The following is a 16,353-nucleotide window of genomic DNA, read 5'->3' as shown; positions in this document are numbered from 1 at the left end:
TGAATCAGCCCTTTACTCCGGTGAGGGTGACGCCTTCGACGAAGGCCTTTTGTGCGAAGAAGAAGATGACGATGACCGGAGCCATGACCAGGAGCGTCGCCGCCATGGTCATGTTCCAGTTCACCATGTGGGCGCTCTTGAAGGACTCCAGGCCGTAGCTCAGCGTCCACGAGCCCGGGTCCTGCGCCGCGTAGATCTGCGGGCCGAAGTAGTCGTTCCAGCAGTAGAAGAACTGGAAGAGCGCGATCGCCGCGATGCCCGGCTTGGCCATCGGCACGATGATCGTGAGGAGGGTCCTGAACTCGCCGCAGCCGTCGACGCGCGCCGACTCGATGTACTCCTTGGGGATGGTCAGGAGGAACTGGCGGAGCAGGAAGATCGAGTACGCGTCGCCGAACGCCATCGGGATGATCAGCGGCCACAGCGTGCCGGACAGGTGGAACTGCTGAGCCCACACCAGGTACATCGGGATCACGATGACCTGCGGCGGCAGCATCATCGTGGAGATGACGAGCAGCATCGCGGTGCGGCGGCCGCGGAAGCGGAACTTGGCGAGGGCGTACGCGACGGGGATCGCCGAGCACACGGTGAAGAGCGTGCCGAGGCCCGCGTACAGCAGGGAGTTGCGCCACCAGGTGAGGAAGCCGTCGGTCTCGAAGACGGTCTTGTAGTTCTCCCAGTGCCAGGAGGACGGCCACAGGTCGCCGCTCATCGCCTGGGAGTCGCTCATCACGGACGTCAGGAAGACGAAGACGAACGGCAGGAGGAAGAGCAGCGCGACGGCTATCGCCACGCTGTGCACGGCGATCCAGTGCAGGATCCGCTTGCGGCGGGCGCGGGCGGCCGCCGGGTCGCGCCGCCCCGCGGGCGCGGCGGCCTTCGAGGACGCGGGCGCGCTGAGTGTCGTGGAAGTCATGGGGGATCAGTCCTCCGCCGAGAGCAGGCCCGAGCGCTTGCGCATGAGCAGCAGGGTCGCGGCCATGGCGATGGCGAAGAGCACGAGCGAGAGCACGCACGCGGCGCCGGTGTTGAAGTTCTGGAAGCCCATCGAGTAGACGAGCTGGGGGACCGTGAGCGTCGAGTGGTCGGGGTAGCCGGGCTGGATCACCGACCCCGGGCCGATGTTGACGCCGGAGGCGATCTTCCCGGCGACCAGGGCCTGCGTGTAGTACTGCATGGTCTGGACGATCCCGGTGACCACGGCGAACATCACGATCGGTGTGATCGAGGGCCAGGTGACGTACCGGAACTTCGCCCAGGAGCCCGCTCCGTCGAGCTCCGCGGCCTCGTACTGCTCCTTCGGTACGTCGAGCAGCGCGGCCATGAAGATCACCATCAGGTCGCCGATGCCCCACAGGGACAGCATCACCAGGGACGGTTTGGCCCAGTTCGGGTCGTTGAACCAGGTGGGCGCGTCGATGCCGACCTTGCCGAGGATCTCGTTGACCGGCCCCGTTCCGGGGTTGAGCAGGAAGACGAAGGCGACGGTGGCCGCCACCGGCGGGGCCAGGTAGGGGATGTAGAAGGCGGTGCGGAAGAACCCGACGCCGCTCTTGATCTTCGTCACGAGCAGGCCGAGGCCGAGCCCGAAGAGCACGCGCAGGGCCACCATCACGACGACCAGCCACAGCGTGTTCCACAGGGCCGGGCCGAAGAGCGGCATCTGCTCGAACACGTACCGCCAGTTCTTCAGGCCCACGAACGTGGGCTCCTTGATCTGGTTGTAGTGCATGAACGAGAAGTAGACGGTGGCGATCAGCGGGTACGCGAAGAAGACGCTGAAGCCGATCAGCCAGGGGGAGAGGAAGCCGAGCACGCGCAGTCTGCGGCGCGTCGGGGGCGAGAGTGTGGCCATGGCGGTGCCCTCCTCAGTTCTCTGCCTGGAGGTTGTCGGCGTCGATCTGGTCGTCGAGTTTCTTCAGGCCCTTGCGCAGGTTCTTCTCGTGGCCCGCCTCGACCCCGTACGAGAAGTCCCCGAACGAGTTGACGTAGGAGTTGCCGTTGGTGGTCGGGGGCAGGGCCCGGCTGTGCTCGCTCCGCAGGATCTTGAAGAAGGTGCGGAACGTCGGATCGGCGTCCAGCTTCGGGGACCTGAGGGCCGCGAAGGTGGACGGCACGTTGTGGATGGCGTTGGCGAAGTCCACGACCTGGCCGGTGTCGGCGGTCAGGAAGCGCACCAGCTCCCAGGCGGCGTTCTGGTGCTTGCTGCTGTGCGCGATGCCCGCGACGGTGCCCGTGATGAAGCCGCGGCCGTAGGTGTCGGCCTGGTCGTCGGGCACCGGAAGGGGCGCGACGTCCCAGTTGAACTTCGCCTTGGCGTCCTTCAGCATCAGGCCGCGCCACTCGCCGTCCAGGAGCATGGCGAGCTTCTGGGTGAGGAAGGCGTTCTGGCTGGACATCTCGTCGCCGAAGGTCAGGCGGAACTTCTCCAGGTCTCCGAAGCCGCCCTGCGCGTCGATCAGTGCGTTCGTCGTCTTGAAGTAGTCGTACGAGGCGGGTTCCTTCGCCAGCCGCGACGTGCCGTCGGCGTCGAAGTAGCGCGGGCCCCACTGCGCGAAGAGCCGGTCGGGGCTGCCCTGGTACAGGCGGAAGTTGGGCATGTAGCCGACCCGCTCGTACGAGTCCTTGCCGCTGCGCACGGTCAGCTTCTTCGCCGCGGCCTTCAGCTCCGACATGGTGCGCGGCGGGCGCTTGATGCCCGCCTTGTCGAAGAGGTCCTTGTTGTAGTACATGCCGAACGCGTCCGCGAGGAGCGGCAGCGCGCACTGGGTGCCCTCGTAGCTCGTGTAGTCGAGGAGGGTCTGGGGGAACGTCTTCTTCTTGTCGAGGCCGGTCTTCTTCATGAAGGGGTCGAGGTCGACCCACATGCCGGAGTCGCAGTACTGGCCGACGTTGTTGGTGGTGAAGGAGACCACCACGTCGGGGGCCTCGCCGCCGCCCGCCCTGAGGGCCTGGTTGATGGTGGCGTCGGTGACGTTGCCGGTCGCCTTCACATCGATGTTCGGGTGCAGCTTCTCGAACCGCTCGATGCTCTCGTCGATCGCCTTGACCTCACCGGGCGCCGACCAGCCGTGCCAGAACTTGAGCGTCACGGGCTTGGTGGGATCGTCGTCGTCGCTGCCGGTGCTCGGGTTGGCGCAGCCGGACAGGAGCAGTCCGGCGGCGGCGAGCACGACCGGCACGCGTGCGCGTATGCGCCATCGCGGCATGGCGGACTTCCTTTGCGGGAGGGGGAGGGGAGCGGACGGGGGAGTGCGGGGTTCGGGCAGCGGCTCAGGCCGTGTCGAAGAGGGTGTCGCGGGCCTGGGTGAGGGCCGTGCGCAGGGCGCCGGTGAGGATCGGGTCGCCGTCCAGCTCGCTGATGCGCAGCAGGGGGCGGGGCAGCGCGAGGCCGGTCAGCTCGGCCTCGACGCGCAGGCGCAGCTCCTCGCCGCCCGCCTGCGGCACCTGGCCGGACAGCACGACGAGCTCGGGGTCGACGACCGCCACGACCGCGGCGAGGGCGGTGGCGATGTGCCCGGCCAGCTCGTCGCGCACGGCGGGGTCGGCGAGGGCGTCGGCGAGCGGCTTGCCCCCGGCCCGCCTGCGGACCACGGAGCCGGAGACGAGGCTCTCGAAGCCGCCCCGGTAGGAGCCGGGCTTCGACTCGGGGCCGCGCAGGAGCGGGGCGCCCGGCACCGGCATGTAGCCGATCTCGCCCGCGCCGCCGGTCGCGCCGCGCAGCAGGGTGCCGCCGAGGACGATCGCGGCGCCCACGCCCTCGTCGAGCCAGGCGAGCACGAAGTCGTCGTGGTCCTGGGCCGCGCCCTCGTACTGCTCGGCGATGGCGGCGAGGTTCACGTCGTTCTCGATGGTGACCGGGGTGCCGAGCACCTCGGCGAGCTCGGCGCGCAGGGTGCGCGAGTGCCAGCCGGGCAGGTGCGGGGCGTAGCGGAGGCGGCCGTCGTGCGGGTCGATGGCGCCGGGCGTGCCGATGACGGTGGCGCGCAGGTCGTCGTGGCCGAGCCCGGCCTGGGCGAGCGCCCCGTCCACGGCCTCGGCGACGAGCTGGGCGGTGCGGTGGCGCACGTCCTCGGCGATGGCGTCGGCCTCGATGCGGAAGCGGCCCACCTCGCGCCCGGTGATGTCGGCGACCAGGGCGGTGAGCCCGGTGGGGTCGGCGGACAGGGCAGCGACGCTGCCGGCGCCGGGGTCGATCTCGTACAGGACGGCGTTGGGTCCGGGACGGCCGCTCTGGAGGCCGGTGGTGCGGACCAGGCCCGCGCTCTCCAGGCGGCTGAGCAGCTGCGAGGTGGTGGGCTTGGACAGGCCGGTGAGCTCGCCGATGCGGGTGCGGGTGAGCGGCCCGTGGGCGGCGAGCAGGTCGAGCGCGGCGCGGTCGTTCATGGCGCGGAGCACGCGGGGCGTGCCCGGAACGCCGGGCGACCCGTTGGACGGGGTGGTTCCGGCCATCGCTGACGACACCTGCCCTTCGGCGACCCGCCTCCCCACGTCACTGTTAGGAAGGCTTCCTATTGGTTGCGAGGAACGTAAGCCGCCGTGAAGGGCCCGTCAAGAGTGGGCGGCGCGGGGGCAACCAAGTCGTTACCTGCGGAAGATCCACCGGGGCGCACGCGCGGACCGCGGACGCCGAAGGGGGCGCCCGGCCGGTGCCGGGCGCCCCCGAGGGCGGTCGAGAAGGGTGTCCGAAAACAGCCGGAGGGGCTCCCGCGGTGGGGCCCGACGGCTACTTCGACAGGTTCGGCGGCGGTATCGGCGACGCCGTCAGCGACTGCGGGGACGTCGCCGAGGCGTACGCGGACGGCGCCGCCATGCCCGCCGTCGGGTCGGCGGCGGGCGCCTCCTCCAGCGGCAGCGGCAGGCCGCCCACGATGCGGATGCCCTCCTCGTCGAAGGCCCGCTTGATGCGCCAGCGCAGCTCGCGCTCCACGCCGAGCGACTTGCCCGGCATCGTCTTCGCCGAGACCCGTACCACCATCTGGTCGAGCAGCACGCTGTCCAGGCCGAGCACCTCGACCGGGCCCCACAGCTGCTCGTTCCAGGGCTCGTCCTTGCCGATGCGCTCGCCGACCTCGCCGAGCACCCGCTTGACCTTGTCCAGGTCCTCGTCGGGGCGCACGGTCACGTCGACCCCGGCCGTCGACCAGCCCTGGGAGAGGTTGCCGATGCGCTTGACCTCGCCGTTGCGCACGTACCAGATCTCACCGGCGTCGCCGCGCAGCTTGGTGACGCGCAGGCCCACCTCGACGACCTCGCCGGAGGCCACCCCGGCGTCGATGGAGTCACCCACGCCGTACTGGTCCTCCAGGATCATGAAGACGCCGGAGAGGAAGTCGGTGACCAGGTTGCGCGCGCCGAAGCCGATCGCGACGCCCGCCACACCGGCCGAGGCGAGCAGCGGCGCGAGGTTGATCTCGAAGGTGCTGAGCACCATGAGCGCGGCCGTGCCCAGGATCAGGAACGACGCCACCGAGCGCAGCACGGACCCGATGGCCTGCGACCGCTGCCGCCGCCGCTCCACATTGACCAGGAGCCCGCCGAGCGCGGTGCCGTCCACGGCCTGCGCCGTGCGGTTCATCCGGTCTATGAACTTGGTGATGGTGCGCCGTACGAGCACTCTGAGGACCATCGCGATCACGACGATCAGCAGGATGCGGAGCCCGATGGCGAGCCACGTCGACCAGTTCTCCTCGACCCAGCTCGCGGCGTTCTGAGCACTCTCGTGCGCGTCGTCGAGCGTGACGGGCTTCGGCGTCTTCGTCGGGTCCGGGTCCGTCCCGGCGGCCGAGAGCACGGACAGGAACACGGCGGGTACCTCCAGGCATAGCGGTCTGCCCAGGAGATGCGCCGGGCAGACCCACCACACTAACGGGGCATTGTGTGGGGATCGTTGTCATGTTCGAAGGCGGCCGGGTGATCACCCGGTGACCAGCGGCAGCTCAGCGGTGGGAACACGTGTCATCAGCGGTGCCGGAGGGGTGTGGTTGAAAACACTTCAGGGCCGTTACCGGGACATGGTGGCGCTACGACCAGGCATGAGGGGAAACTGGTCCACAGATCGTCCCGGCGCGAGCCACGCGCCGCCGGCGTACAAGGAGGCCTCCGTGCCGCATGTCCTGGTCCTCAACGCGTCGTACGAGCCCCTTGGCGTCGTACCGCTCCGCCGCGCGCTCATCCTCGTCCTGGAGAACAAGGCACTCTGCCTCGAGGAGTCCGGCGCCTTCATGCACAGCGCGACCCGCACCATCCCCGCACCCAGCGTGGTCCGGCTGAAGCGGTTCGTGCGGGTCCCTTACCGGGGGCCCGTTCCTCTGACGCGACGTGCGCTGTTCGCCCGCGACGGCGGCCGGTGCATGTACTGCGGTGGCGTCGCAACCAGCGTCGACCACGTCATTCCGCGCAGCCGCGGCGGTCAGCACGTCTGGGACAACGTGGTGGCGTCCTGCCGCCGCTGCAACCACGTGAAGGCCGACCGGCACCTGATGGAGCTCGGCTGGCGCCTGCGCCACAAGCCCGCCCCGCCCACAGGTCTCGCCTGGCGCATCATCGGCACCGGGCATAGGGACCCGCGCTGGCTGCCGTACCTGCAGCCGTTCGGCGCGGACGACGCGATGGCCCGGATCGACGGCATCTCCGCCTAGGGGATCGGATCGGTTCGGGCCTTCGTCGTAGCCACGACGGCGCACGGCCAGGATGTGCGGCGTCGCGGCTACGACGGCATCGCGACCACGACGGCATCGCGACCACGACGACGGAGCACGAGCACGGCGTACGGGCACGCGCCGGGCCCCGGTTCTCAGCCCGCCGCCGGACGCTCGGCCACGGCGTAGGCCTCCACCGACCACAGCGAGTAGCCGAAGCGCGTCGCCCGCCGGTCGCCCTGCACGCGGACGAAGCGGGTGCCCGGCGCGTCCATGCGGACCGACTCGCGCCCGCCGCGCCCGTCGCGCACGGTGGCGGCCGTGCGCCACGTCCTGCCGTCGGCCGACGTCTGGATCCGGTACGCGGCGGCGTACGCGTCCTGCCAGCGCAGCACCACCTGGCCCAGGCGCACAGGGCCGGCCAGCTCCAGCTGCCACCAGGCGCCGTCCTCGGCCGGTGACGACCAGCGGGTGGCGGCGTCCCCGTCGAGGGCGGCCGAGGCCGGGAAGCGCGCCGTCTCGTCGCCCGAGGACGACGCCCGCGCCCCGCGCGCCAGGTCCGGGCCGCCGGTGCGGGGATAGGCCCGCACCGCCACCGTCCGCGTTCCGCCCGCGAAGGACACCGGGATCTCGTACGTCCCCGCGCGCGTGCCCGCGGGGACGGTCACGTCGAGGGGCACCTCGACCCGCGTGCCGCGCGGCAGCGCCGTCGCCTCCGGGACGCGCACCTGGATGCCCCCGGGCGCCCGCGCCTCCAGGCGCCCGTGCACGGGGCCGGGGCGGCGCGGGAGCAGCCGGGCCGTCAGCCGGGCGGGGGCGCCGCCGATCTCCGCGTCCGCCTCGGCGCGGGTCAGCGTGAGCCGGGCCGCGGGGCCGTCGGCGAACCAGGGCGCCAGGTGCAAGACCGTTCCGCCGGACGCGGTGACCCGTACGGCGTCGGCGCGCAGGCCCGGCTCCGGGCGGGCCTCGGTGAACCCGGAGGCGGAGAGCCCGGCGAGGCGGCGCCAGCCCGCGCCCGGCACGTGGGCCTCCAGCGCGCCCCGGGTGCCGGGGTCCGTCAGGGCCGTCACGGCGGTCAGCTCCCGGGCCCGGCCCCAGCGGGCCTCGGGCCCGTGGGCCGCGTGCGGGCCGTCGAGCCCCGCCCACCGCCCGTACGCCCGCTCGACGCGGTCCAGGAACGGGTCAAGGACGCCCGCGCCGACCGTCACGCCGCCGGTCCGCAGCTCCGCGCGGAGCCCGTGCAGGGCCCGGGCCGCGCGCCAGGCGGTGGCGCCGTCGTCGCGGGCGGTCGCCGACAGCAGGGCGACGGCCGTCTCACCCGCCGCGCCGTAGCGCGCCAACTGCGCGGTCCAGGGCGCCACTTCGCGGCCCACCTCCGTCCCGGCGAGGTGTCCGGGCGCCGCACGCATGACGGCGAAGGCGGACCGCAGCTCGTGGGCGGCGGCCTCGGCACCGGCCGGGTCGGGCGTCGTGCGCGCCGCCCAGAAGGCCCGAAGCAGGGGCCGCAGATAGGCCGACTCCTCGGCGCCGAGGACGGACGAGGCGTCGTTGCCCGCGAGGGCCCGCAGCGCGCCGCGCGCCCGCACGTCCCCGCCCGCCAGGTCGTCGATCGCCGCGAGCCAGGACGCGTGGGGCCGGTAGCCGCGCGGGTTCCAGGCGTAGTCGGCGGCCGTGAACAGCGGGATGCGGGACGCGGCGGGCTGCTCCATGGCGTTGCCGAGCAGGCCCGCCGAGCCCTGCGCCACGGCGGGCTCGCGGCCCGTATAGGGGCCGAGGAAGACGCGGTCCCGCGCGAAGTCGTTCACCGGGTAGTTGTCCATCGTGACGAGCGGATGCGCGCCGAACGCCTCGCGCGCGCCCGCCAGTTCACGGCCCGTGATGGTGCGCGGCACGACGCCCACGCCCGTCCACGCCACCTCCACCCCGCCGTCCAGGCGCCGCGCGAGGGCGTCGCGGTACGCGGTCGAGCCGTCCTGGAAGTACTCGGTCGGCATCAGGGACAGCGGTCGCGCCCCGGGGTGCCGGGCGGCGAGGTGCCGGGACAGGGCGTTCGCGACCCGGGCCTGCGCCCGTGCCGCGGCGCGGGGGCCCGAGCCGAAGGCGTCCGCGTCCTCGGCGCAGTGCCACTCGCTGTAGCTCACGTCCTGGAACTGGAGCTGGAAGGCGCGGAAGCCCAGCGCCCACATGGCGTCCACCTTGCGGGCGAGGTCCCGCACGTCCCGGTCCGACGACAGGCACATGCCCTGGCCGGGGGCGACCGCCCAGGCGAGCGTCACGTGGTTGCGGGCGGCCCGCTCGGCGAGCGCGCGGAAGTCGGCGCGCTGCGCCGCCGGGTACGGCTCGCGCCAGCGGGCCTGGCGGTACAGGTCGTCGCCCGGCGCGTACAGATACCGGTTCTGCTTCGTCCGGCCCATGAAGTCCAGCTGGGCCAGGCGCTGTTCGTGCGTCCACGGCGTGCCGTAGAAGCCCTCGGTCAGGCCGCGCGCCGGGGCCGCGGGCCAGTCGCGGACGCGGACGCCGGGGATCAGCCGGGCCCGGGCGTCCGTCAGTTGCCGCAGCGTCTGCGCCGCGTGGAAGAGGCCGTCGGGGCCGACGCCGTCCAGGGCCACCGTGCCCCGGCCCGCGACCTCGCCCACCGCGAGGCGGTAGCCGCCCGGGGGCAGGCCGGTGCGCGGCCGGGCGCCGAGCGCGCGCAGGGCCTCGGCCGCGCCGGCGCCTCCGGCGTGGATCACCAGGTGCGTGCCGGGCGGGGGAGGGGTGCCCTCGCGCACCTCGGTGAACCGCCGTGCGCCCGCGCCGCGCAGGAGGCCGCGCAGTGCGTCCAGGGCGTGCGGGTCGGCGTCTCCGTCGGAGACCAGGACGACCGCGTCGCCGACGGGGACCGGGGCGGTGGCCGTGGGCTCCAGGTCGTGGGGGCGAGGCCACACCTGTGGGGGCTCGGCGGGGGTCCGCTCGGCGTCCGTACGGGGGCCGCCCGGGGGCGGTGGGGCGGCGAGGGCCGGTTCCGTGAGGGCGGTGGTGGTGCCCAGGGTGCTCGCGATGACGGCTGCGGCGATGGCGGCCGCGCCCTTCCTGCCCCGCAGTTGCACGGCCTCCTCCTCGTCACTGTCGTCGCACGAACCGTCACGTAGAGCACTGAGCCCACCATTGCCGCGGGGCGGGTGTCAACGCCGGGGCCCGGCCCTCGCGGGGCGCCCCTGGCCCGCCCCTTCCCGATCCGGGGGCCGGCGCCCCCGCGCCCCCGCCTTTCCGGCGCTCCGCGCCTCGTCCTCAAGCGCCGGACGGGCTGAGACTGCCGGATGTCCGCCTCCCTCTCGGGGAGGGTGCTGTGACCAGCGTCACCTTCGCGGGTCGTTTGCGTCTGTGGTGCGGCGCAGTGGGTATGCCCCCGGGAACCGAAGCCCGCGAAATCCCTCGCGCATCCGCGCCCACCCGCGAAACAAGGAGCGTCCCGTGCCCCCTTCGGCGAATCTTCTCCCGTCCGGCCTTCCCCTGGAGGTCTCGCACCCGGACTCAGGACTCGAAGGCTCCTGCTCCTGCGGCTGCCTGGAACCGCCCCTGACCAGCGAGCCCCCGCTCGCCGCCGCCGCGCCGCTGACCAGTGAGCCCCCGCTCACCGACGCCGCGCCCCTCACCAGCGAGCCGACCTCCACGGGCACGGCCGCGGGCCTGGACCCGGCCGGGATCTAGGGCGCGGGGTGACCCTGGCCCGGCTCGCCGCCCTGCACGGCGTGGCCGCCTCGTACTCCCCGTCCCCGGGCCGCACGGTCCAGGCCTGTGAAGCGGCGGTCGTCGCCGCGCTCGCCGCACTCGACGTCGACGCGAGTACGCCGGACGCGGTGGGCGCGGCCCTCGCGGAGCGCGAACGGGCCCTGTGGGAAAGGCTGTTGCCTCCGACCCTGGTCCACTGGCGCGCACCGGAAGGCGGGCCGGAGGAGTTACCGAAGGGCGACACCGCCCCCGAGGCCCTCCGCGCGCTGCCCGCCCGCACCCGCCTGAACCTCCGTACCGAACAGGGCGAGACCCTCGCCTGGGACGCCCCGTCGCCGCCCCCGCACCTGCCGCTGGGCGCCCACCGGCTGCGCGCCACCACCCCGGACGGCGCCGTCGCCGAGGCGCATCTCCTCGTCGCCCCGAGCCGCGCGCCCGAGCCGCGCGCGCGGGCGTACGGCTTCCTCGTCCAGCTGTACTCGCTGCTGAGCCGCCGCTCCTGGGGCATGGGCGACCTGGGGGACCTGGCGGAGCTCGCGGCCTGGGCGGGCCGCTCGGTGGGTGCGGGCTTCGTCCAGGTGAACCCGTTGCACGCGGCGGTGCCCGCGCCGCCCGGCGGCAGCAGCGACCCCTCGCCGTACCGGCCGTCCTCGCGCCGCTTCCCCGACCCCGTGCACGTACGGGTGGAGGACGTACCGGAGTTCGCGCGGCTGCGCGGCGCGGCGCGGCAGCGGGCGGGCGCCCTGCTCGAACGCGCCGACGGGCTGCGGCGCGCGGTGCTGCGGGACGGGTGCCTCATCGACCGCGACGCGGTGTGGGCGGCCAAGGCCGAGGCGCTCGAACTGGCCGCGCGGGTGCCGCTCGGCCCCGGCCGCTGCGCCGCGTACAGCGACTTCCTCGCCGAGCGCGGCGAGGCCCTGGAGGCGCACGCCACCTGGTGCGCGCTCGCCGAGCGGCACGGGCCCGACTGGCACGCCTGGCCCGCGCCCCTGCGCGACCCGGACAGCCGCGAAACCGCCCGCGCCCGCGCCGAGTTGATGGACCGCGTCGACTTCCACGAGCGCCTCGCCTGGTACGTCGACGAGCAACTGGCCGCCGCGCAGCGGGCCGCGCGGGACGCGGGCATGGGCATCGGCCTCGTCCACGACCTGGCGGTGGGCGTGCACCCGGACGGCGCCGACGCCTGGGCGCAGCGGCGCTGCTTCGCGGCGGGCATGTCGACGGGCGCGCCCCCGGACGCCTTCAACGCGCACGGCCAGGACTGGAACCTGCCCCCGTGGCGCCCCGACCGGCTCGCGGAGTCCGGGTACGCGCCGTTCCGCGAGCTCCTGCGCGCGGCGCTGCGGCACGCGGGCGCGGTGCGCATCGACCATGTGATGGGCCTGTTCCGGCTGTGGTGGGTGCCCGAGGGCCGCCCGCCCACGGAGGGCACGTACGTGCGGTACGACGCCGAGGCGATGCTCGCCGCCCTCGTCCTGGAGGCGCACCGCGCGGACGCGCTCGTCATCGGCGAGGACCTCGGCACCGTCGAGCCGGGCGTGCGCGATGCGCTGCGCGAGCGCGGGGTGCTCGGCACGTCGGTGCTCTGGTTCGAGCGGGACTGGGCCCAGGAGGAGGGCGGGGCGGAGGGGTCCGGGTCGGGCAAGGTGCTGCCGCCCGGGGAGTGGCGCGCGGACTGCCTCGCCACCGCCACCACCCACGACCTGCCGTCCACGGCGGCCCGCGTCACCGGCGAGCACGTCACGCTCCGCCACGACCTGGGCCTGCTGGCCCGGCCGCTGGCCGCCGAGCGCGCCGAGGCCGCGGCCGACGTGCGCGAATGGCTCGCGCTCGCCGCCCGGCTCGGGCTGCTGCGCGGCGGCGCCGGGCACGAGGAGGACGAGGTGCGCGCGGTGCACCGGCTGCTGCTCGCGACCCCGGCCCGGCTGATCGGGGTCTGGCTGCCGGACGCGGTCGGGGACCGCCGCCCGCAGAACCTGCCGGGCACCTTGGACGCGTATCCCAACTGGCGGCTGCCCATCGCCGACGCCGCCGGGCGCCCGGTGTCCCTGGAGGACCTGACGGCCTCGCCCCGGCTGCACGCGCTGCTCGACGTCTTCCGGGAGTTCCGGGGCGCCCGCACCGGCGGGGCCTGTCGGGGCCCGGGCGCGGTCCCCTGATGGCACCCCGGGCGCGCGGCCCGCGGAGCCGTTCGCTAGTTTGGCATCGTGGACAAGAAGAACGCCCTGCGCGCCGGTGCCGTTGCCACCGGTACGACGCTGATGATGCTGCTCATGTCGTCCCCCGCGCTCGCGCTCACCCGCGACGACGGCGACGACCCGGCTCCCAAGCTGAGCGTCGTGGAGACGCTCGGGCTGTACGTGGCGGCACCGATCGTCCTCTTCCTGGTGATCGCGGGTCTGGTCATGGTGGGTGACAAGTCCCGCAAGCAGCAGAAGCAGGGCTGATCCGCCCCCTTTTCTGACGCCGAGGGCGCCCCTCGGCGACGTACACGTTCTGCGTGTACGTCGCCGGAGGGCGCCCTCGTGCGTGTTCAGGCGGGTGCGGCGCCCGCGAGCAGCTTCCTGAGCAGGTCGGCCAGCTGGGCCGTCTCCTTCTCGTCGAGCCCGGCGGCGCCGAGCGCCGCGCGCTGCGCCTCAAGACCGGCCACGACGGCCCGGTCGACCAGCTCGCGCCCCGCGTCGGTCAGCGTGACCTGGAGTCCGCGCCGGTCGTTCGGATCGGGCGAGCGGCGCAGCAGGCCCGCCCGCTCCAGCTTGTCGAGGCGCCCCGTCATGCCGCCGGTGGTCAGCATCAGCGTGGCGGAGAGCTGCCGGGGCGAGAGCGTGTACGGCTCGCCGTGCCGGCGCAGCGTGGCGATGACGTCGAACTCGCCCCGGGTGGTGCCGACTTCGCGGTAGGCCTTCTCGACGCGGTCGCCGACCGCGTGCGCCACGCGGTACACGCGGCCGTAGATCTCCATGGGGGTCGTCTCCAGTTCGGGCCTGACCGAGGCCCACTGACCGATGATCGCGTCGACGGCGTCGGCATCGACGCGCGGAGTGTCCGGGGAGTTCATGGGGGAAGTATCGGCCCCACTCCAGAAGCTTGCAAGTAAGCAGATCCAAGCTAAGTGAATTTTCGCTAAGTGGGTTGACGTTAAGTAGCTTGCAGCTAAGCTAATCACCATCAAGCTTCCACTACGGCCTGTCGGGCCGCCGAGAGAGGTGCGCCATGAACCGTGCCGCCACGATCCTGCTCACCGCCTACGCCCCCATCACCTGGGGCTCCACCTACGCCGTCACCACGGAGTTCCTCCCGGCGGACCGGCCCTTGTTCACGGCCATGATGCGGGCGCTGCCCGCGGGGCTCCTGCTGCTGCTCCTGTCCAGACGGTTGCCGAAGGGAGTGTGGTGGGGGAAGGCGGCGGTCCTCGGCGCGCTGAACATCGGAGCCTTCTTCCCCCTCCTGTTCCTCTCCGCCTACCGCCTGCCCGGTGGCATGGCCGCCGTCGTCGGCTCCGTCGGGCCGCTGTTCGTCGCCGGGCTCTCGGCCCTCGTCCTCAGTGAGCGCCCGACCGTCCGCACGCTGCTCACCGGGATCGCGGCCGCGTTCGGCGTCAGCCTGGTCGTCCTCAAGGCCACCGGGAGCCTGGACACGATCGGCCTGCTCGCGGCGGTGGCGTCCACCGCGTCGATGTCCACGGGCACCGTGCTCACCAAGCGCTGGGGCCGCCCCGAGGGCGTCGGCCCGCTGGCCCTGACGAGCTGGCAGCTGACCATGGGCGGCCTGCTCATCGCGCCGCTCGCCTTCTTCGTCGAGGGCGCGCCGCCCGCGCTCGACGGCCGGAACATCGCGGGCTACGTGTACCTGTCCATCGCCGGTACGGCCGTCGCCTACTGGCTGTGGTTCCGCGGCTTCAGCCGCCTCAGCGCGACGCAGGTCAGCCTGCTCGGACCGCTCTCGCCGCTGACGGCGGCGGTCATCGGCTGGGCGGCGCTCGGCCAGTCGCTGACGGCGGTGCAGGTGGCGGGCATGGCGCTCGCGTTCGCGGCGACGCTGTTCGGTCAGCTCAAGCCCCGTGAGAAGGCGGCGGCGACCGGGGCGCGGACGGTGGACGAATCGTTCAGCTCAGCTTCAAAGAACGGTCGGAAAGATTCGATGGACCTGACCGATCCGGCGGTGCGACGGTAGCCAGGCAGGCGAACGCACCCACCGCCCCGGACCCGGGGAGAGAGGCGAGGGACATCAGTGGCGACGACCCTGGACCGGACCGTCGAGCCGAGCGCGGAGGACGCGGAGGACGCGAAGGGCGCGAAGGGCGCAGGGGGCGCAGGGGACACAGGGGGCGCGAGGGATACGGGGAGCGCACGGGCCGACCGGGCCGACCAGGACGACTGGTCGGCCCGGTCGGCCGTTGTCGGAGGCCTCGGCGCCGGGCTCGGGCTGGCGCTGCTCGCGACCGTGGTCTGGTCGGGCAGCTTCGTCACGTCCCGCGCCCTCGCCGACAGCGTGCCGCCCGTCCAGCACGCCTTCTGGCGCTGGCTGATCGCCGTCGCGGCGGTCGCGCCCTTCGCGCTCCGCCGGACCTGGCGCGCACGGGCCGTCCTGCGCCGCCACTTCGGCTACCTCCTCGCCGCCTCCTTCCTCGGCGTCACCCTCTACAACACCCTGGTCAACCAGGCGGGCGTGACCACCACCGCGGGCAACATGGGCATGATCATGGCCGCGTCGCCGGTGCTGATGGCCTGCTACGAACGCCTCGGCGGGGCCCGGCTCGGCGCCCGCCGCACCACCGGCATGCTCATCGCCTGCGCCGGGGTGCTGCTCCTGGTCAGCAAGGGCTCCCTCGCCCTCGACCTCGCCCCCGGCGACCTGTGGGTGATCGGCGGCGCCCTCGCCTTCGGCTCCTACAGCGCGCTGCTGCGGCGCAGGCCCCCGGAGCTCGGCGGACTGCCCTTCCTCTTCGCGACGTTCGTGCTCGGCGCGCTGATGCTGCTGCCCGCGTACGCCGTCAGCCTCACGGTCCAGGGCGGCTTCACCCCGACACCCGGCACGGTGACGCCGCTGCTGTACGTGGGTGTCGTCTCCTCGGCCGTCGCCTTCTTCGCCTGGAACAAGGCCATCGCCCTGATCGGCGCGGCCCGCGCCGGAGTCGTCTACTACCTCCAGCCCGTCTGCGTGGCGCTGCTGTCCTACGCCCTGCTCGGCGAGGGGATGAGCCGGCCGAGGGCGGCGTGCATGGGCCTGATCCTCGGCGGGGTGGTGCTCGGTTCGACGGCGGGCCGCGGGCGGGCGCTCAGCTCCTGACCCGGTCCTTCAGGGCGTACCCGCCGTCGACGACCGCGGCGTCGGCGGCCGGTGCCATGCACCGCGTGAGCTTCGGCCCGCCCTTGGCCGTGGCGCCGCTCAGACCGATGCGGGCGGTGTCCCGCGCGGTGCGCTTCCCGTCGCCGCCGGGGACGTAGAAGCTGACGCCCATACGGGTGTGCCGGTCGAGGGCGGTGCGCCAGGGGTGTCCGGGGCTGGTGCGCACGAGGATGCCGGTGACCGTGGCGGTCGGGCCGCCCGTGGTCAGGCAGTCCACCTTGAAGTCGCCCCACAGCGTGCGCGCGCGCCTGCCGTCGCGGGCGGGGTAGCTGTGCTGGATGCGGAACGTGCCCGTGCTCCGGCCCTTCAAGGACGAACCGCCCCCGGGAGAGACGGCCTTGGCGTCGACCCTGATCCGGACGTCCTCGTCCTCGACCGGATAGTCCATGCGTCCCTCGCCCTTCAGTACGGAGGTCACGACCGGGGTCTTCGCGGCGGCGGGCCGCGGTTCACCGCCCGACGGGCCGGCGAGGGCCGCGGGCACGGTCACCGCGGTGGCGAGGGCGGCGAGGGCGGTGGCACGAAGGGCGTTCTTCAACACGGCTGCGGCTCCTGCGGGGCGAGGGCGGGGAGGGCGCGCCCGCCTGACTGTACGGGCGCGCCCGGCCGGCGGGACGGGGCACGCCCGGCCGGTGTGCTCCGATCCTCCCGG

14 protein-coding genes are annotated in these 16,353 nt (G+C 73.5%); 6 read left to right on the top strand and 8 right to left on the bottom strand.

Going from position 1 to position 16,353, the window contains the following annotated elements; translation table 11 throughout:
- Nucleotides 1-4: 4 nt before the first annotated feature.
- The 5 genes from MQV74_RS15810 to MQV74_RS15790 all read right to left on the bottom strand — a co-directional run bounded on the left by MQV74_RS15810 (nucleotide 5) and on the right by MQV74_RS15790 (nucleotide 5,806).
- A complete protein-coding gene (locus MQV74_RS15810) occupies nucleotides 5-916 on the bottom strand; it encodes a carbohydrate ABC transporter permease (protein ID WP_242718184.1) in 912 nt (303 codons plus the stop codon).
- A 6-nt stretch (nucleotides 917-922) separates the two neighbouring features.
- Complete coding sequence (locus MQV74_RS15805; RefSeq protein ID WP_242718182.1) at nucleotides 923-1,855, bottom strand: carbohydrate ABC transporter permease; 933 nt, start codon at nucleotides 1,853-1,855, stop codon at nucleotides 923-925.
- A 13-nt stretch (nucleotides 1,856-1,868) separates the two neighbouring features.
- Nucleotides 1,869-3,209, bottom strand: a complete 1,341-nt coding sequence (locus tag MQV74_RS15800; protein ID WP_242718180.1) for an ABC transporter substrate-binding protein — start codon at nucleotides 3,207-3,209, stop codon at nucleotides 1,869-1,871.
- Nucleotides 3,210-3,273: 64 nt separating this feature from the next.
- Nucleotides 3,274-4,452, bottom strand: coding sequence for an ROK family transcriptional regulator (locus tag MQV74_RS15795; protein WP_242718178.1), 1,179 nt, complete (start codon nucleotides 4,450-4,452; stop codon nucleotides 3,274-3,276).
- A gap of 274 nt (nucleotides 4,453-4,726) precedes the next feature.
- Nucleotides 4,727-5,806: a mechanosensitive ion channel family protein gene (locus MQV74_RS15790; RefSeq protein WP_242718176.1), complete on the bottom strand. Its 1,080-nt coding sequence runs from the start codon at nucleotides 5,804-5,806 to the stop codon at nucleotides 4,727-4,729.
- Nucleotides 5,807-6,104: 298 nt separating this feature from the next.
- On the opposite strand from MQV74_RS15790, the gene MQV74_RS15785 reads away from it, so the two are divergent.
- Nucleotides 6,105-6,641 (top strand): HNH endonuclease, encoded by a 537-nt coding sequence (locus MQV74_RS15785; RefSeq protein WP_138959776.1) that lies wholly within the window; start codon nucleotides 6,105-6,107, stop codon nucleotides 6,639-6,641.
- Nucleotides 6,642-6,796: 155 nt separating this feature from the next.
- On the opposite strand, the gene MQV74_RS15780 is transcribed toward MQV74_RS15785, so the two are convergent.
- Nucleotides 6,797-9,730 carry a beta-N-acetylglucosaminidase domain-containing protein gene (locus MQV74_RS15780; protein WP_242718174.1) on the bottom strand — a complete coding sequence of 978 codons (2,934 nt, stop codon included), beginning with the start codon at nucleotides 9,728-9,730 and terminating at the stop codon, nucleotides 6,797-6,799.
- A 364-nt stretch (nucleotides 9,731-10,094) separates the two neighbouring features.
- Here MQV74_RS15780 and MQV74_RS15775 point away from each other — a divergent pair, with 364 nt between their 5' ends.
- The 3 genes from MQV74_RS15775 to MQV74_RS15765 are packed head-to-tail and all read left to right on the top strand — an operon-like array spanning nucleotide 10,095 to nucleotide 12,799.
- On the top strand, nucleotides 10,095-10,331 hold the full coding sequence (locus MQV74_RS15775) for a hypothetical protein (protein ID WP_242718172.1): 237 nt from the start codon (nucleotides 10,095-10,097) through the stop codon (nucleotides 10,329-10,331).
- Between the two features lie 8 nt (nucleotides 10,332-10,339).
- Nucleotides 10,340-12,511, top strand: coding sequence for a 4-alpha-glucanotransferase (gene malQ, locus MQV74_RS15770; protein ID WP_242718170.1), 2,172 nt, complete (start codon nucleotides 10,340-10,342; stop codon nucleotides 12,509-12,511).
- 48 nt (nucleotides 12,512-12,559) lie between these two features.
- Nucleotides 12,560-12,799, top strand: coding sequence for a hypothetical protein (locus MQV74_RS15765; RefSeq protein ID WP_242718168.1), 240 nt, complete (start codon nucleotides 12,560-12,562; stop codon nucleotides 12,797-12,799).
- Between the two features lie 86 nt (nucleotides 12,800-12,885).
- Here MQV74_RS15765 and MQV74_RS15760 read toward each other — a convergent pair whose 3' ends face one another.
- Complete coding sequence (locus tag MQV74_RS15760; RefSeq protein ID WP_242718166.1) at nucleotides 12,886-13,410, bottom strand: MarR family winged helix-turn-helix transcriptional regulator; 525 nt, start codon at nucleotides 13,408-13,410, stop codon at nucleotides 12,886-12,888.
- Nucleotides 13,411-13,565: 155 nt separating this feature from the next.
- On the opposite strand from MQV74_RS15760, the gene MQV74_RS15755 reads away from it, so the two are divergent.
- Both MQV74_RS15755 and MQV74_RS15750 read left to right on the top strand, forming a co-directional pair.
- Nucleotides 13,566-14,525, top strand: a complete 960-nt coding sequence (locus MQV74_RS15755; RefSeq protein WP_242718164.1) for an EamA family transporter — start codon at nucleotides 13,566-13,568, stop codon at nucleotides 14,523-14,525.
- A gap of 252 nt (nucleotides 14,526-14,777) precedes the next feature.
- On the top strand, nucleotides 14,778-15,641 hold the full coding sequence (locus MQV74_RS15750; protein ID WP_242728727.1) for a DMT family transporter: 864 nt from the start codon (nucleotides 14,778-14,780) through the stop codon (nucleotides 15,639-15,641).
- On the opposite strand, the gene MQV74_RS15745 is transcribed toward MQV74_RS15750, so the two are convergent.
- On the bottom strand, nucleotides 15,631-16,242 hold the full coding sequence (locus MQV74_RS15745) for a hypothetical protein (protein WP_242718162.1): 612 nt from the start codon (nucleotides 16,240-16,242) through the stop codon (nucleotides 15,631-15,633). The two genes, MQV74_RS15750 and MQV74_RS15745, sit on opposite strands and share 11 nt — an antisense overlap.
- Nucleotides 16,243-16,353: the final 111 nt, after the last annotated feature.

The sequence above is a fragment of the Streptomyces sp. AN091965 genome (assembly GCF_022698285.1).
In the GTDB taxonomy this organism is placed as follows: Bacteria; Actinomycetota; Actinomycetes; order Streptomycetales; family Streptomycetaceae; genus Streptomyces.
Note: the sequence above shows the minus strand (reverse complement) of the source record. Positions and strands in the feature narration are given on the sequence as shown.

What these genes read in the sequence shown, in the direction of transcription:
- MQV74_RS15760 (WP_242718166.1), bottom strand. Translation starts at nt 13,410, where the DNA reads ATGAACTCCCCGGACACTCCGCGCGTCGATGCCGACGCCGTCGACGCG.
- MQV74_RS15805 (WP_242718182.1), bottom strand. Translation starts at nt 1,855, where the DNA reads ATGGCCACACTCTCGCCCCCGACGCGCCGCAGACTGCGCGTGCTCGGC.
- MQV74_RS15810 (WP_242718184.1), bottom strand. Translation starts at nt 916, where the DNA reads ATGACTTCCACGACACTCAGCGCGCCCGCGTCCTCGAAGGCCGCCGCG.
- MQV74_RS15755 (WP_242718164.1), top strand. Translation starts at nt 13,566, where the DNA reads ATGAACCGTGCCGCCACGATCCTGCTCACCGCCTACGCCCCCATCACC.
- MQV74_RS15800 (WP_242718180.1), bottom strand. Translation starts at nt 3,209, where the DNA reads ATGCCGCGATGGCGCATACGCGCACGCGTGCCGGTCGTGCTCGCCGCC.
- MQV74_RS15795 (WP_242718178.1), bottom strand. Translation starts at nt 4,452, where the DNA reads ATGGCCGGAACCACCCCGTCCAACGGGTCGCCCGGCGTTCCGGGCACG.